The organism is Pseudomonas putida (assembly GCF_001976065.1).
Lineage (GTDB): Bacteria > Pseudomonadota > Gammaproteobacteria > Pseudomonadales > Pseudomonadaceae > Aquipseudomonas > Aquipseudomonas serbica.
In genome coordinates this window covers 356,751-372,296 of the sequence record NZ_MNAH01000002.1, presented here as the reverse complement: position 1 = coordinate 372,296, position 15,546 = coordinate 356,751, and the positions used below count along the sequence as shown (strand labels likewise).

The 15,546-nt window shown below is 62.4% G+C and carries 10 protein-coding genes; 6 read left to right on the top strand and 4 right to left on the bottom strand.

Annotation, left to right across the window (positions count from 1 at the left end; genetic code table 11):
* Positions 1-3: 3 nt before the first annotated feature.
* Positions 4-2,280, bottom strand: coding sequence for a PAS domain-containing sensor histidine kinase (locus BKX96_RS08305; RefSeq protein ID WP_077183342.1), 2,277 nt, complete (start codon positions 2,278-2,280; stop codon positions 4-6).
* Positions 2,281-2,511: 231 nt separating this feature from the next.
* Here BKX96_RS08305 and BKX96_RS08300 point away from each other — a divergent pair, with 231 nt between their 5' ends.
* The 5 genes from BKX96_RS08300 (at position 2,512) to BKX96_RS08280 (ending at position 9,486) form a co-directional block, all read left to right on the top strand.
* Positions 2,512-4,134, top strand: a complete 1,623-nt coding sequence (locus BKX96_RS08300; RefSeq protein ID WP_077183341.1) for an acyl-CoA synthetase — start codon at positions 2,512-2,514, stop codon at positions 4,132-4,134.
* 120 nt (positions 4,135-4,254) lie between these two features.
* Complete coding sequence (locus tag BKX96_RS08295) at positions 4,255-4,581, top strand: DUF485 domain-containing protein (protein WP_077183340.1); 327 nt, start codon at positions 4,255-4,257, stop codon at positions 4,579-4,581.
* Positions 4,581-6,251, top strand: a complete 1,671-nt coding sequence (locus BKX96_RS08290) for a cation acetate symporter (RefSeq protein WP_077183339.1) — start codon at positions 4,581-4,583, stop codon at positions 6,249-6,251. The genes BKX96_RS08295 and BKX96_RS08290 overlap by 1 nt, the downstream gene beginning before the upstream one ends.
* A gap of 67 nt (positions 6,252-6,318) precedes the next feature.
* Complete coding sequence (locus BKX96_RS08285) at positions 6,319-8,091, top strand: acyl-CoA dehydrogenase C-terminal domain-containing protein (RefSeq protein ID WP_077183338.1); 1,773 nt, start codon at positions 6,319-6,321, stop codon at positions 8,089-8,091.
* 126 nt (positions 8,092-8,217) lie between these two features.
* Entirely contained in the window at positions 8,218-9,486 is a 1,269-nt protein-coding gene (locus tag BKX96_RS08280; protein ID WP_077183337.1) for an OprD family porin, read from the top strand.
* A 1,405-nt stretch (positions 9,487-10,891) separates the two neighbouring features.
* Here the strand turns inward: BKX96_RS08280 and BKX96_RS08275 are convergent.
* Genes BKX96_RS08275 through BKX96_RS08265 form a run of 3 tightly spaced genes read right to left on the bottom strand, consistent with a single transcriptional unit; the run spans position 10,892 to position 14,169 of the window.
* Positions 10,892-11,839 (bottom strand): HlyD family secretion protein, encoded by a 948-nt coding sequence (locus tag BKX96_RS08275; RefSeq protein WP_046819973.1) that lies wholly within the window; start codon positions 11,837-11,839, stop codon positions 10,892-10,894.
* Between the two features lie 4 nt (positions 11,840-11,843).
* Positions 11,844-12,044 (bottom strand): DUF1656 domain-containing protein, encoded by a 201-nt coding sequence (locus tag BKX96_RS08270; protein WP_046819974.1) that lies wholly within the window; start codon positions 12,042-12,044, stop codon positions 11,844-11,846.
* Positions 12,034-14,169, bottom strand: a complete 2,136-nt coding sequence (locus BKX96_RS08265) for an FUSC family protein (protein ID WP_077183336.1) — start codon at positions 14,167-14,169, stop codon at positions 12,034-12,036. Before BKX96_RS08265 ends, BKX96_RS08270 begins: the two co-directional genes overlap by 11 nt.
* A 141-nt stretch (positions 14,170-14,310) precedes the next feature.
* Here BKX96_RS08265 and BKX96_RS08260 point away from each other — a divergent pair, with 141 nt between their 5' ends.
* Positions 14,311-15,366: a tetratricopeptide repeat protein gene (locus tag BKX96_RS08260; RefSeq protein WP_046819976.1), complete on the top strand. Its 1,056-nt coding sequence runs from the start codon at positions 14,311-14,313 to the stop codon at positions 15,364-15,366.
* Positions 15,367-15,546: the final 180 nt, after the last annotated feature.

Genomic DNA, 15,546 nt, shown 5'->3' with positions numbered 1-15,546 from the left:
ACGTCATTCCTGTTGTTGTTTTTTTGCGCCGGCAAGCGGCAATCGGCAACACATCAGCAGCCCGACAGGCTGTCGTCGGGCATTGAGTTCGCCACCAAACCCTTCGATGATGCTGCGGCTCATGGACAACCCGAGCCCCAGGCCATCGGGCTTGCTGGTATAGAACGGGGTAAATATCTGCTCGAGTTCGGGCTCGCTGACGCCCGGCCCCTGGTCTTGCACACTGATGTCCACGCTGGCGCCACTGCCCTGCTCCACTGCCATCACGATCAGCGAAGGCTGCCCTGGATGCTGTTCGCGGTTGGCGTCGATGGCATTGCGCAACAGATTGAGCAGCACCTGTTCCAGCAACACGCGGTCGGCATAAACGGGTGGCAGATTATCCGGCAGTCGATCCTCGATTGTCACTTGGCAATTACTGGCCTCCCAGGCACACAAGCGCACGGCTTCGCGGGCGACCTCGCTCAAGTTCAACGCCTGCATGCGACGCTGCCCCTTGCGCAAAAACGAGCGTAACCGGCGGATCACTTCGGAGGCGTGGGTGGCGTGATAGGTAATGCGTTCCAGGCCTTGCGCCACTCTGACGGCGGCCTGGGGATTGGAGCCCAGTGTCTGCAGATAGCGTTGGCTGGCATTGGCATAGTTCACCACGGCAGCCAGCGGCTGGTTGATTTCGTGGGCGATACCCGAGGCCAGTTCACCCAAGGTGACCAACCGCGCGGTATGTGCCAGTTCGTCCTGATGGCGGCGCTGTTGTGCTTCGCGCAGTTCCCGTTCGGTCATGTCCCGCGCGACCAGCGAGTAATAACGCTCGCCGCCGGCGGACCGGTGCGCCAGCAACACCAGCGACACCGGCACGGATGTACCGCCGCCCGGTGGTAACAAACGTGCATCGGTGCTCCAGACGCCGTCGCGCTCGGCACTGCTCCAGCCATCGCGTTGCAGGCGCGCAAGATCGCCGCTGGCGAACAGATCGGCCAGGGCCGGCATCGGTTGCTGCTCTTCGATCCCGAGGATGCGGCACGCGGCGGGATTGAGGTAAGTGACCTGCCCCTCGGGGGCGATGAACAACACCGGATCGATGTTGGCCTCGACCACTTCGGCCAGGCGTCGCTTGTTCTCCTCGGCGAGCACCCGGGCCGTGATGTCCCGGGATACGCTGACCACTTCGACCACCGTTCCCGTGTACGTTTCGCGGATAGCCCGGCTGGCGGTTTCGAACCACAGGTAATGCCCGTCGCGATGGCGGATGCGATAGGTCATCGTATGGTAGCCGTCCTGTTCCAGTGCATCCCGTGCACGCTGCATCAGGCCGGCGAGCTCCTGGCCATGAAACAGTCCCTGGGCCATTTGCCCGCGCAACTCTTCGGGCCAGTAGCCGAGCAATGTCCAGGACGCGGGCGATGCATCGAGGAAGCGCCCGTCGGGGGTGTGGCGGGAAATCAGGTCGGTGGTGTTCTCGATGATCAGCCGATACAGCCGACGTGCCGTGGCCGCTTCACGTTCTGCCAGGACCTGGCTCGTGGCATCGCGGCAACGGGCAAGCACGCGGTTATCCTGTGGGTCTGGAATGAATGTCCAGATCAGGATCTGCGATTCGAACTGGGCCTCGACGCCTTCGATGGCCCGTTGCTGATCCAGGCAGGCGCGCACCAGCACCCGATGATTGACCGGCAGGAAGCCCGGCACATCGGCCAATGGCTTCTCGGCCAGCAATGCCAACAACGCCGCATTGAACTCCAGCGGGCGCCCCTGTGCATCGAGCAACAGGCTCGGTTGTGGATCGTGGCCCAGCATCGGCGAGCCGCGCAGCATGCCGCTGACGCTGCTCAACAGCGTCGTCAACAAATCCCGCACCCAGCCAAGCCAGTCAAGACTTACACCCTCGCACACTTCCACCAGCAGCAATCCTGCCTGACCCGGCTGCAGGGCCAGGTCGAACACCTGGCCATGACTGATGGCAGCTCGGCGCAGGCGGCCGGACAGCCAGCAATCCAGTTGGCGCACTTGCGCCAGATCCAGGCGCCCGGCCTCGGTCAGTTGCTCAAACAACAACTGGTCACTTGCCAGCGCCGGATCGCCAAGCCCAGGCGGGAAATGTTGGGCCGCCCCCTCATGGCTGTAGATCCGCGCATTGGGCTGCCAGCTCAGGTACACCGCCCGCCGCACTTCCGGGCAATCCTGCAGGGCATGACACAAGGCATCGGCCCGGGCAGCCAGGGACACGCCTTCGCGTTGCAGGCGCAACCAGCTGTGTAGTCGAACGGGAGTCAGGGTCATTGCGGGTCCACTTTGTCAAGAAAACCAAGCATATACCGGTCCTGGAAGTTTCGCGGCATTGGATTTGGCGTCGCAAGAAGCGAATATAGTATAACTACTATACTGCGTAGGTTGTACTTCCATACCAATGACTGGATGTTATATAAAGTACTCCGGACACAAAAGGCGTCCCCGGCGCGTACACCGCCAGGGCACCTATAGAGCTAACAATCAGCCACCGAGTACCCGTACATGTCGATCTATGAACAAGGGCTAGCCCCTTCGGCTGTCAACCATATTGCCCTGTCCCCGCTCAGCTTCATCGAGCGCACCGCCAACGTATACCCGGATTATCCCGCCGTCATCCACGGCTCGATCCGCCGCACCTGGGCCCAGACCTACACCCGTTGCCGGCGCCTGGCCTCGGCGCTGGCCGGTCGCGGTATCGGCAAGGACGACACGGTGGCGGTGATGCTGCCCAACATTCCCGAGATGCTGGAAGTGCATTTCGGCGTGCCTATGATCGGCGCCGTGCTCAACCCGCTCAACGTGCGCCTGGATGCCGAGGCCATCGCCTTCATGCTGCAACACGGCGAAGCCAAGGTGCTGATTACCGACCGCGAGTTCCACAGCGTGATTCACGCGGCCATCGGCATGCTGGATCACCCGCCCCTGGTGATCGACGTCAATGACCCGGAATACGGCGAAGGCCAGGCCGTCAGCGACCTGGACTACGAAGCGCTGCTGGCCGAAGGTGATCCTGCCTTCGCCTGGCAATGGCCGACGGATGAGTGGCAAGCCATCTCGCTGAACTACACCTCCGGTACCACCGGCAACCCCAAGGGCGTGGTCTATCACCACCGCGGCGCCTACCTGAACGCCCTGGGCAACCAGATGACCTGGGCCATGGGCAACCATCCGGTGTACCTCTGGACCCTGCCGATGTTCCATTGCAACGGCTGGTGCTACCCCTGGACCATTACCGCCATGGCCGGGGTGCACGTGTTCCTGCGGCGGGTCGACCCGCAGAAAATCCTCACCTTGATCCGCGAGCACCAGATCACTCACTTGTGCGGCGCGCCGATCGTGCTCAATGCCCTGGTGAACATGCCGGAGTCGGCGAAAGCGGCCATCGATCACCCGGTCAACGCCATGGTCGCCGGCGCCGCGCCGCCGGCCAAAGTGATCGGCGCCGTGGAAGAGATGGGCATCAAGGTCACTCACGTCTACGGCCTGACCGAAACCTATGGCCCGGTGACGTTGTGCGCCTGGCACGCCGAATGGGATGAACTGCCCCTGGACGAACGGGCACAGATCAAGTCCCGCCAGGGCGTGCGCTACACCACGCTCGAAGGCGTGATGGTCGGCGACTCGACGACGCTGGAGCCCACCCCGCGTGATGGCCAGACCATCGGCGAGATCTTCATGCGCGGCAACACTGTGATGAAGGGCTACCTGAAGAACCCGACCGCCACCGCCGAAGCGTTCGAAGGCGGCTGGTTCCACACCGGCGACCTGGCGGTCTGTCATCCCGACGGTTACGTCGAGATCAAGGACCGGCTCAAGGACATCATCATCTCCGGCGGCGAGAACATCTCCACCATCGAGCTCGAGGGCGTGCTCTACCGCCACCCGGGCGTCATGGAAGCGGCCGTGGTCGCCCGGCCCGATGAAAAATGGGGCGAAACGCCCTGCGCCTTCGTGACCTTGAAGGCCGATCACCAGGACGTTCGCGAAGCCGACATCATCAGTTTCTGTCGTGAACACCTGGCCGGATTCAAGGTACCGCGCACCGTGATCTTCACCCTGTTGCCGAAGACGTCCACCGGCAAGGTGCAGAAGTACGTGCTGCGCGACCGGGCCAAGGCGCTCTAACCGAACACTACGTTGTACCCCCTGGCGGCAGGTATTTGACCTGCCGCTTCGGGCTCGTGCACGCCGAATTAGCCTGCCGGGCCCCCACTGACCGATAACAAAAACAAAGTGGAGCTAGCGATGACCGACATCCATTCAACCGACACTCAGCGCTGCGAACGCATTCGCGGCAATCCGAAATTCCTGCAACTGGTGAGCAGCCGCTCGCGCCTGGCCTGGTCGTTGAGCGCCGCGGTGCTGGGCATCTATTACCTGTTCATGCTGGTGGTGGCCTTTGCCCCGCAGTGGCTGCATGCACCGCTTGGGGAACATCGCATGTTGACGCTGGGGATGCCGGTGGGCGCGGCGATCATCCTGTTTTCCTGGTTGTTGACCGGCTGGTACGTGTACAGCGCCAACACCCGCTTCGACGCACTGGGCGCCGCCATTCTCGAGGAGAGCAAGTGATGAACCTGTTCCGTACGCTTGCCCTCGCCGCCGCCGGCCTGTTGCCGTTTTCCGTCGCCCTTGCCGCGCCGGCGCTGGGCGTGGTGGAAAAACAACCGCTGAACCTGAATGCCATCGGCATGTTCTTCGTCTTCGTGCTGGGCACGCTGGCCATCACCTGGTGGGCTGCTCGCCAGACCAAATCCACCTCCGACTTCTACACGGCGGGCGGTGGCATCACCGGGTTCCAGAACGGCCTGGCGATTGCCGGTGACTACATGTCCGCGGCCACCCTGCTGGGGTTGTCCAGCCTGGTGTTCGCCAAGGGCTACGATGGCTTCATCTATACCATTGGTTTTTTCGTCGGCTGGCCGATCATCACCTTCCTGATGGCCGAGCGTCTGCGCAACCTGGGACGCTATACCTTCGCCGACATCGTTTCCTATCGACTGGACCAGAACAAGGTGCGGATCTTCGCGGCCTTCGGCTCGTTGACCGTGGTGTGCTGCTACCTGATCGTGCAGATGGTGGGTGCGGGTCAGTTGATCAAGCTGCTGTTTGGCCTCGACTACCCGGTAGCCGTGGTGATCGTCGGTGCGTTGATGCTGGTCTACGTGATCTTCGGCGGCATGATCGCAACCACCTGGGTACAGATCATCAAGGCCGTGCTGTTGCTGGCCGGCGGTACCACGCTCGCGGTCATGGCCATGTCGCAGTTCGGTTTCAGCTACGAGACCCTGGCCGCCAAGGCCGTCCAGGCCCACGCCAGTGGCTGGAACATCATGGGCCCGGGCTCGATGCTCGCCGACCCGATCAACACCGCCTCGATGTCGTTGGGCCTGGTGTTCGGCATCGCCGGCCTGCCGCACATCCTGATGCGCTTTTTCACCGTGCCCAATGCCAAGGAAGCCCGCAAGTCGATGTTCTATGCCACCGGCTTCATCGGTTTCTTCTTCCTCGTGGTCTGCACCCTCGGCTTCGCCGCGATGGTGATCATCGGTACCGATCCGCAGTATTACGTCAACGGTGAAGTCGGCGGTGCCCTGATCGGCGGCGGCAACATGGTTGCCATGCACCTGGCCAAGGCGGTCGGCGGCAACCTGTTCTTCGGTTTCCTCGCGGCTGTGGCGTTCGCCACCATCCTGGCGGTGGTCTCCGGGCTGGCGCTGGCCGGCGCTTCGGCGATTTCCCACGATCTCTACGCCACCGTGCTCAAGAAAGGCAAGGCCAGCGAGAAACAGGAAATGCGCGTGACGCGCATGGCGACCGTGGGCCTGGGGATCATCGCGATCCTGCTGGGGATCCTGTTCGAAAAGATGAACGTCGCGTTCCTGGTGGGCCTGACCTTCGGCATCGCCGCCTCGACCAACTTCCCGGTGCTGATCATGGCCATGTACTGGAAAGGCCTGACCACCAAGGGCGCGATCATCGGCGGCTTCGCCGGCCTGATCTGCGCACTGGTGCTGGTGATCCTCTCGCCTGCGGTCTGGGTGACCGTGCTCGGTCATGCCCACGCCATCTTCCCGTACGACCACCCTGCCCTGTTTTCCATGCCGCTGGCGTTCCTGGTGATTGTCGTGGTTTCTCGGCTCGATCGCAGCGTGCGCGCCGAGAAGGAGCGTGACGCCTACGCCGACCAGTTCGTGCGCGCCCAGACCGGTCTGGGTGCCGCCAGCGCTAGCAGCCATTGATTGACGGGACACGGCCCGCCGATGCGTGCCGTGTCCATCGCACACCCGTCCTTTTGAGGTTCACGTTATGCCCGAATTCAAAGCCCCGCTGCGCGACCTGCGCTTTGTCCTGCATGAAGTCTTTGACGCCCCGGCCCTGTGGGCGCGCCTGCCGGCCTTGGCCGACAGCGTCGACGCCGATACCGCGGACGCCATTCTTGAGGAGGCGGCAAAAGTCACTTCGCACCTGATCGCACCTCTCAATCGCAGCGGTGACGAAGAAGGCGCGCAGTGGCATGACGGGCGAGTCACCACGCCCAGCGGTTTCAAGCAGGCCTACGCCACCTACATCGAAGGCGGTTGGGTGGGGCTGTCCGGCAACGCCGAATTCGGTGGCATGGGCATGCCAAAAATGCTTGCGGTGCAATTCGAAGAGATGCTTTACGGCGCCAACTCGAGTTTTGCGCTGTATTCGGCGTTGAGTTCCGGCGCCTGCCTGGCGTTGGATGCCCACGCCAGCGAGTCTCTGAAAAACCTCTATCTGCCACCGATGTATGAAGGCCGCTGGGCTGGCTCCATGTGCCTGACCGAAGCCCACGCCGGCACCGACCTGGGGCTCATCCGCACCCGCGCCGAACCCCGGGCGGACGGCAGCTACAGCATCACCGGCAGCAAGATTTTCATCACCGGCGGCGATCAGGACCTGACCGAGAACATCGTGCACCTGGTGCTGGCCAAACTGCCGGATGCGCCGGCGGGCCCGAAAGGCATTTCGCTGTTTGTCGTGCCCAAGGTGCTGGTCAATCCCGACGGCTCTTTGGGCGCCGCCAACGCCGTGGGTTGCGGTTCGATCGAGCACAAGATGGGCATCAAGGCCTCGGCGACCTGCGTGATGAACTTCGACGGCGCCAGCGGCTGGCTGGTTGGCGAGGAAAACAAAGGCCTGGCGGCGATGTTCACCATGATGAACTATGAACGCCTGTCCATCGGCATCCAGGGCATCGGCTGCGCCGAAGCGTCCTACCAGAGCGCCGTGGCCTACGCCCGCGAACGCATCCAGAGCCGCTCGCCGACAGGCGCCGTGGCTCCGGACAAGCTCGCCGACCCGATCATTGTCCACCCCGACGTGCGCCGCATGCTGCTCGGCATGAAGGCCATGACCGAAGGGGGTCGCGCGTTCGCCAGTTATGTCGGGCAACAACTGGACCTGGCGAAATTTTCCGATGACGCCAGCGAGCGCGATAGCGCGCAGGTCCTGGTGGCGCTGCTGACGCCGGTGGCCAAGGCGTTTTTCACCGACACCGGCCTGGAAAGCTGCATCAACGGCCAGCAGGTGTTCGGCGGCCATGGCTACATCCGCGAATGGGGCCAGGAACAATTGGTCCGCGATGTGCGCATCGCGCAGATCTACGAAGGCACCAACGGCATCCAGGCGCTGGACCTGCTGGGGCGCAAAGTGCTCGCCGACAAAGGGGCCGCGCTGCGCCAGTTCACCGGCGAGATCCGCCGCTTCGCCGCCCAGCCCGCTGCACCCTATGCCACGCAGCTGCTCGATGCCGTGCAGCGGCTGGAAGACATCAGCGACTGGCTGCAGGATCGGGCCGCCTCGAACCGCAACGAAATCGGCGCCGCCTCGGTGGAGTACTTGCACCTGTTCGGCTACGTCGCCTACGCCTGGCTCTGGGCGCGCATGGCGCAGGTTGCCGGGCAAAAACGCAGCGAAGACGACAGTTTCTACGGCGCGAAAATCGCCACCGCCGACTTTTACATCCAGCGCCTGTTGCCGCGCATCCTGAGCCTGGAGCAAGCCATTCGTGCTGGCAGCGCTTCGCTGTATGGCCTGACCGCCGAACAGTTCTGACGATTGAACCGCCGCGGCGCCCGCTCCTCTCTTTCGGCGTCGCGGTTTTTATTTCCCGGACCCTTGCCACCGCGGCAGGGTCTGCTGTGCCCGTCATTTCAAAAATAAAAACCAAGGGGCTTCACCATGGACCGCAGCACTCGCACTCTCGCTACCCGTCTCCTGTTGGCCGGCGGCGTCATCAGCCTTACCGCGCCCGCTTGCGCTGACTTTATCAAGGACAGCAAGGCCAACCTGGAACTGCGCAATTTCTACTTCAACCGTGACTTTCGCCAGGCCAACGCCGCGCAATCGAAACAGGAGGAATGGGCCCAGGGTTTCCTCCTGCGCTATGAGTCTGGCTTTACCGAAGGTCTGGTCGGCGTCGGTTTCGACGCCATCGGCCTGCTCGGCGTAAAACTCGACTCCAGCCCCGATCGCGCCGGTTCCGGCCTGCTCAAACGCCACAGCGACACACGCAAGGGTGCCCAGGACGAATACGGCGAACTGGGCCTGACCGCCAAGCTGCGCGCCTCCAAAAGCACGCTCAAGCTCGGCACGCTGCTGCCCAAGCTGCCGACGGTATTGGCCAACGACTCACGGCTGCTGCCGCAAACCTTCGAAGGCGGTCAGTTGACCTCGCTGGAAATCGAAGGCCTGACCGTGGATGCCGGGCGGCTGACCCAGGTCAACCAGCGCGACTCCTCGAACTATGAGGACATGGGCATCACCCGCACCGGCGCCAAGGGCATCACCAGCCGCCAGGTGGGCAGCGACMGCTTCGATTTCGCCAGCCTGAACTACAAGTGGACCGGCAACCTCACCACCGGCTACGCCTACGGCCACCTCGACAACTTCTACGACCAGCACATGGTCAACCTGACCTACGTACTGCCCGTGACCGCCGGCCAGTCCTTGAAGACCGACCTGCGTTACGCCCGCTCTACCGACGATGGCGGCAGCAATGTCGACAACAACGCGATCGGTGCCATGTTCACCTACAGCCTCGGCGGCCATGCCTTGGGCCTGGGCTACCAGGGCATGAGCGGCGACACCGGTTTCGCCTACATCAACGGTGCCGATGCGTTCCTGGTGAACTTCGTGCAGATCGGCGACTTCGCCAGCAAGGACGAACAATCCTGGCAGGCACGCTACGACTACAACTTCGCGGCCATGGGCGTGCCTGGCCTGACCTTCATGACCCGCTACCTCACCGGCGACAACRTTGACCTGGGCAGCAACCGTCCCRAAGGCAAGGAATGGGAACGCGATACCGACATTGGTTACGTCGTACAGAGCGGGCCGCTGAAAAATGTCGGGGTGAAATGGCGTAACGCGACGGTTCGCTCCACCAACTTCGGCAGCGACCTGGATGAAAACCGCCTGATCGTCAGCTATACGTTGCCGATCTGGTAAGCCGAAGCAAGATCAAAAGATCGTCCGAACTCGGCCCGAACCTGCGGCAGCGCCTGCTGGATGATATGTAACTCAAAATGCACACGTAATCCTGTAGGAGCCGGCTTGCCGGCGAAAAAACCAAGGGCGCCGCGAGGTGCCAGGCTTCCCGCGTCAGCGTTGAACTACATCGCTGGCAAGCCAGCGCCTACACGGGGTCTTTGCCAGGCACGGATGTTGTGTACGACACCGATTAACTGTAGGCGCTGGCTTGCCAGCGAAGGCGGTGGGTCAGTCTGCAGCAATGGCGGATGTCAGACCGCTTTCGCTGGCAAGCCAGCTCCTACAGGCGGTCTTTGCCAGGCACGGATGTTGTGTACGACGCCGATAAACTGTAGGCGCTGGCTTGCCAGCGAAGGCGCCGAGGCAGTCGACAGCAATGGCGGCTGTTAGACCGCTTTCGCTGGCAAGCCAGCTCCTACAGAGGGCTTTGCCAAGCACGGATTTGTGTACGACGCCGATTAACTGTAGGAGCTGGCTTGCCAGCGAAGGCGGTGGGTCAGTCGACAKCAATGGCRGCTGTYAGACCGCTTTCGCTGGCAAGCCAGCTCCTACAGGGGGGCTTTGCCAGACATGGATTTGGTGTACGACGCCGATTAACTGTAGGAGCTGGCTTGCCAGCGAAGGCGCCGGGTCAGTCGGCATCGATGGCGACTGTTAGACCGCTTTCGCTGGCAGCCAGCKCCTACAGAGGATCTTTGCCAGGCACGGATTTGGTGTAYGACGCCGATTAACTGTAGGMGCTGGCTTGCCAGCGAAKGCGSYGGGTCAGTCGRCAKCAATGGCRGCTGTCAGACCGCTTTCGCTGGCAAGCCAGCTCCTACAGRGGWCTTTGCCAGGCACGGATTTKGTGTAYGACGCCGATTAACTGTAGGMGCTGGCTTGCCAGCGAAGGCGCCGRGKCAGTCGRCAKCRATGGCGGCTGTYAGACCGCTTTCGCTGGCAAGCCAGCTCCTACAGRGGGGCTTTGCCAGGCACGGATTTTGTGTAYGACGCCGATTAACTGTAGGCGCTGGCTTGCCAGCGAATGCGGTGGGTCAGTCGGCAGCAATGGCGGCTGTTAGAGCGCTTTCGCTGGCAAGCCAGCTCCTACAGGGGGCTTTGCCAGGCACGGATTTTGTGTATGACGCCGATTAACTGTAGGCGCTGGCTTGCCAGCGAAGGCGCCGAGGCAGTCGACAGCAATGGCGGATGTCAGACCGCTTTCGCTGGCAAGCCAGCTCCTACAGGGGGGCTTTGCCAGGCACGGATTTTGTGTACGACGCCGATTAACTGTAGGCGCTGGCTTGCCAGCGAATGCGGTGGGTCAGTCGGCAGCAATGGCGGCTGTTAGAGCGCTTTCGCTGGCAAGCCAGCTCCTACAGGGTTAGCGGTGTTCCTGGACGGTGACGGTGGCCGTTGTCCCCGCGCGCAGTTTGTCTTTAGCGGCATAGTCATCGTCGATTCTGATCCGCACCGGCACCCGTTGCGCCAGCTTGACCCAGGTGTAGCTGGGGTTGATGTTCGCCAGCAAGCGTCCACCCGGTAGGTTTTCCCGGTCGGCAATGGCGAAGGCGATGCTTTGCACGGTGCCAGCGAAACGTTCGCCGCTCATCAACTGGATGTCGACCCGATCACCCTCGGCGATGCGCGGCAGCTTGGTTTCTTCGAAGTAGCCGCTGACATAAAACGAATCGCTGTCCACCAGCGCCACAAGAGGACCGCCCGCAGTGGCGTAGTCGCCCTGGCGGGTCAGCAGGTTGGTGACGTAGCCGCTGATTGGCGATTGGACCCGTGTGCGTTCCAGGTCGTGTTCGGCCTCGGCCAATGCGGCGCTCGCCAGTTGCACGTTGGCCTGGGCAAATCCCAGGTTAGCCTGGTTGCGCAGCAGATCGGCCTCGGCCACAGCGACATCGGTACTGGCTTTTTCCCACTCTTCGCCGGAGATCGCCGAACGTTCCTTGAGGGTCCGCCGCCGGCGTTCCTCGCTTTGCCGCTGCTTGAGCAACGCCTGGCTGGCGACAATGGTCGCTTGCGACTGCCCCAGTGACGCCTTCGCCACTTCCACTGCGCGCTTGCCGTGTTCCACCGCCAGCGCATAGCGCGAGGGATCGATTTCCAGCAGCAACTGGCCCTTCTCCACGTGCTGGTTATCGCGTACGGCAAGATTGACGATGCGTCCGCTGACATCGGCGGACAAGGTCACCACATCGGCGCGCACCCGCGCGTCCCGCGTCCAGGGTGCGCGGGTGTAGTGCTCCCAGGCAAACCAGCCGAGTACGAAGGCCAGCACCACCACTGCCAGTGTCGAGAGTTGGGCAAGGATCTTCTTCAAGGCATCAGGCTCCCATCAACAGGATCAGCGTTGCACACACGCAGGCGTACAACGCGCCTTCGAACAAGGCTTCATGCCAGACGAACTGCAGCACGCCGAGGCGCCGCAAGACCCAGTCCAGCACGAAAAAAACCGGTACACCCAGCAGTAACGCCTGGGCGATCGGCGGCAAGTAGACGCCACCTATTTCCAGATCAATGGGCAATTGCGGGGGCTCCTTGCAAGGTGGCTGATTCGAAGTGGCGACGGTGGCGCTGCAGGAACGACACCACGATCAGCAACGCCACGCGCATGCGAAACACCGACCACAGGTGTTCATGGGCACTGCAGTGCAACGCGTCGAGCTCATCGCCCAAGGCGTGCAGGCTGTCGAGTACTCGATCGACGTCGATATCGGTCCGACCGGCGACCAGCCGGCCGGTTTGCCGAACGGTGGCTAACACCCGTTCTTGAGTCGGCAGGCTCAACAGCACGTTGTTCTGTCCCTGCTGCCGGAGCTGGTTCAAGGCGATGCCCAAGGCCATGCACCCCAGACTGACGTCGAACAGGTCCCGCGATGGCTGGTCCTGGGTGGCCGGCAACAGCCCCAGCATCATGGTCAGGCGGTCGACCATGCGACTCTCGAAGGCAAACTGGTTTTCATCGGTGGCCGGTGTTTTCAGCAAGGCGTAGACCTGCTCACAGTTCTCCTTGTACAACCGGCGAATCCGCAGCACAGGCCTGAAGGGGAAGATCAATGCATAGATGCTCAACGCCAGTGTGGCGGCGCACACGTAGGCGCCGGCAAACTCGAACCACTGGATGGCGCTGTTTTGCCCTGTCCCTATGTTTTGCGGACCTAGCAACAGACACGTCATCAGCCCCAACCCGATCCCCGTCCCCGTAGTCGCCGGGCTGGACAACCCCACCGCAACCGCATACAGCAATGGCGCCAGCAGCAGCGCCAACAACTCAAAACTGCTGATCATCGGGACCAGCGCGAACTGCAGCACCGACGACAACACCAGCGCCAGCCCGAGTCCCCGGGCAAAGCTCTGGGCAGCCAGCAGCGGCCTGGGAAACGTCGCCATCAGCGAGCACAGAATCCCCACCACGATCATCCCGCCCCGGGCACCGTCCCATCCGGTTTCGATCCATATCAGCCCGGCCACCATCAGTGCGCAGTAAGCGCGGATGGCATTCATCGATGCCAGGGTGAAATCCAGGTGCAAAGGGTTGGCCTGGCCGCGAAAAACACTACTCGCCCTGCGCCCGCTCTGGATCACGTCGCTCAATTCCAGGATCGTTTCCAGTTGCTGAAGCATTCGCGCCTGTTCCCAGCGCAACGACCACGACAGCGACCGCAACGTGGCCTTCAAGGGCTCAATCAGTTGCTCCGACCGGTAAGCCAGTGCATCGAAACGCTGTTGCAACGCAGCAAACTGGCGCCGCTGCTCGCCGGGCATTGCCCGCCCCTGCCGGCCCAGCTCATCGAGCAAAGCCAATTCTTCGTCAAGCAGCTGCCGAATTTCGCCGGGTAACTCGCCCTCCCAGCGTTCGAGCAACAGTACGCGCTGATGGCGCAACGCAGTGAGCCTTGCCGTCAGCAGCACCAGTTGGTTGCCGAGCAACTGCACCAGATCGTCGGCACTGCGCAAGCGTGGCGCGTCGTAATACAGATGCCGACGTACCCCCTCCAGCGCACTGATCTGCCCCAGCAGCTGCATTTGCCGACGATGGAAGTCGGCCTCGCTTTCCTCGGTGCGGATGACGGCGCTGGCATGGTTCGCCAGCAGCTTGATCACCTGATCGATCCTGTCGAAATATTCTTTGGCCACGGCTTCCGGGCGCGCGGTCAGCAGGCTGACGACGCAGACGCAGGCTACGGCCAGGAGCGTCTCGGTCACGCGGGTCACAGCCAGCAGGAAGGCACCGTCTGGATCGGGGACCGCCAGCAACCCCACGACCACTGCCGTGTAGCCGCTGAGGACGAACGCCTGGGAACTGGTGTAGCGCAACAAGGTGCCACCGGCAGTGCACAGCGCCAGCCAGAGAGACAAGGTGACGAGGAAAGGCAGCGGCGCCTGGGGGAAGATCGCCATGATCAGCACGGCCACCGCCGCCCCCAGGGTGGTGCCGATGACCTGGCCGAAACTGCGCGCCAGCACCATGCCGCCCAGGGGTTGGCTGATGATGACCACGGCCATGATCGACCACTTGGGCTGCTCGAGATCGAATATAAACGCCAGGTACAGCGTCAACAGCCCGGCCGCGATGGTGCGCAGTGCGAACAGCAGCACGCCGCGCCCGGGGTTGAGCATCGCCTTGAAGTATTGCAGCAGCGCTTGCATGGGCCCGCCTGTCCAGTCCACTCCAGCAAGCGTAGTCACAGTGGCAAGGTCTGGACAGGTGTCGCAGTCAGGGTTTGACTCCAGGTCCTGCCTGACCGAAGCTGACAGCTTTGCCAAAGCCTGCCAGCTTCCGGATTCTGCATGCCCCAGTCCCGCCGTTATCTGCTCATCAGCCTCTGCGTCCTGTTTGCCCTCGGCCTTGCCTGGATGCTCCTGCGCAGCAGCGCCCCCGTGGTGCCCGAAGCGATCAAGCGCGGTTACAGCGAAGCGCTGACCGCGGCGCGCAATGGCCAGCCGGGGGCCGCGCGGGTGCTCTACCAGCAATTGGCCCGTCCGGACCTTTCGCCCAAGCGGCGAGTCTGGCTGCATGCCGAACTGCCCAACTACCCCAGTTCCGTAGCACTGAAACTGGCGGATGCAGACCTGCAGCATGAGGAGCCGCAGGTTCGTATCGCGGCGATCAAGAGCATCAGCGGCCTGGTGCCTAGCGGCCAGCGCAGCCTGTTGCTGGGACCGTTGCTCGATGACAGCGAGCAGAGTGTCCGCTTTGCCACGGTCAACGCCTTGCTTGGGCTGTCACCGGATGATCTGGGCCTGTACTTCGGGCCGCTGGAACAGGCCATCGATGCCTGGCAACAGGTACTGAAAAGCTCCCCGGAAAGCGCCGACAACCAATACCAGCTGGCCCGGTTGTACCTGCACAATGCCGAATACAAGGAGGCCCAGCAGGCCCTCGAAAATACCTTGCGCCTTGCACCTGACAACCTGCCGGCACTGGTCATGCAGATCGAAGTCCTGGACAAGCTGGGCCAGACCGACGCCGCCCGCCAACTGCTGGCCAAACAACTCAAGGCCCAACCCGATTCGGCCTATCTGCAACATGCGCTGGGACTCTGGCTGCTGCATCACGGTCAAAACGAGTTCGCCCTGCTGGGTTTGTCCAAGGCAGTGGAGCTTGAGCCTGACAACAGGGAATACCGCTACGACCTGGCTACCCTGCTCCATGCCGAAGAGGAACTGGAGGCTGCGCAGAAGCAGCTGCAGGAAATCGTCCAGCGCCACCCGAACGATCGTCGGGCACGGGTGCTGCTGATCAATTACTGGAAGGAAAGCGGGCAATTGCAAAACGTACAGATATTGCTGGCCCAGCTGGAACAGATGAATCCGGATGATCCCGCGTTGCAGCAGGGCCTCTAGAAGATCCATTTCACAACGCCATGCCATGCTTCTGCGCGCATTGTAGGAGCCCGGCTTGCCGGCGAAGGCGTACTTGAGATCGCCTTCGCCGGCAAGCCGGGCTCCTACAAAGTTTGCGTACACCCAACGCCATCTCCATACAAAAAGTTGAACGCTCAATGCCGCCAAAGGTCAAGTGAA

What these genes read in the sequence shown, in the direction of transcription:
- BKX96_RS08305 (WP_077183342.1), bottom strand. Translation starts at nt 2,280, where the DNA reads ATGACCCTGACTCCCGTTCGACTACACAGCTGGTTGCGCCTGCAACGC.
- BKX96_RS08300 (WP_077183341.1), top strand. Translation starts at nt 2,512, where the DNA reads ATGTCGATCTATGAACAAGGGCTAGCCCCTTCGGCTGTCAACCATATT.
- BKX96_RS08295 (WP_077183340.1), top strand. Translation starts at nt 4,255, where the DNA reads ATGACCGACATCCATTCAACCGACACTCAGCGCTGCGAACGCATTCGC.
- BKX96_RS08290 (WP_077183339.1), top strand. Translation starts at nt 4,581, where the DNA reads ATGAACCTGTTCCGTACGCTTGCCCTCGCCGCCGCCGGCCTGTTGCCG.
- BKX96_RS08285 (WP_077183338.1), top strand. Translation starts at nt 6,319, where the DNA reads ATGCCCGAATTCAAAGCCCCGCTGCGCGACCTGCGCTTTGTCCTGCAT.
- BKX96_RS08265 (WP_077183336.1), bottom strand. Translation starts at nt 14,169, where the DNA reads ATGCAAGCGCTGCTGCAATACTTCAAGGCGATGCTCAACCCCGGGCGC.
- BKX96_RS08260 (WP_046819976.1), top strand. Translation starts at nt 14,311, where the DNA reads ATGCCCCAGTCCCGCCGTTATCTGCTCATCAGCCTCTGCGTCCTGTTT.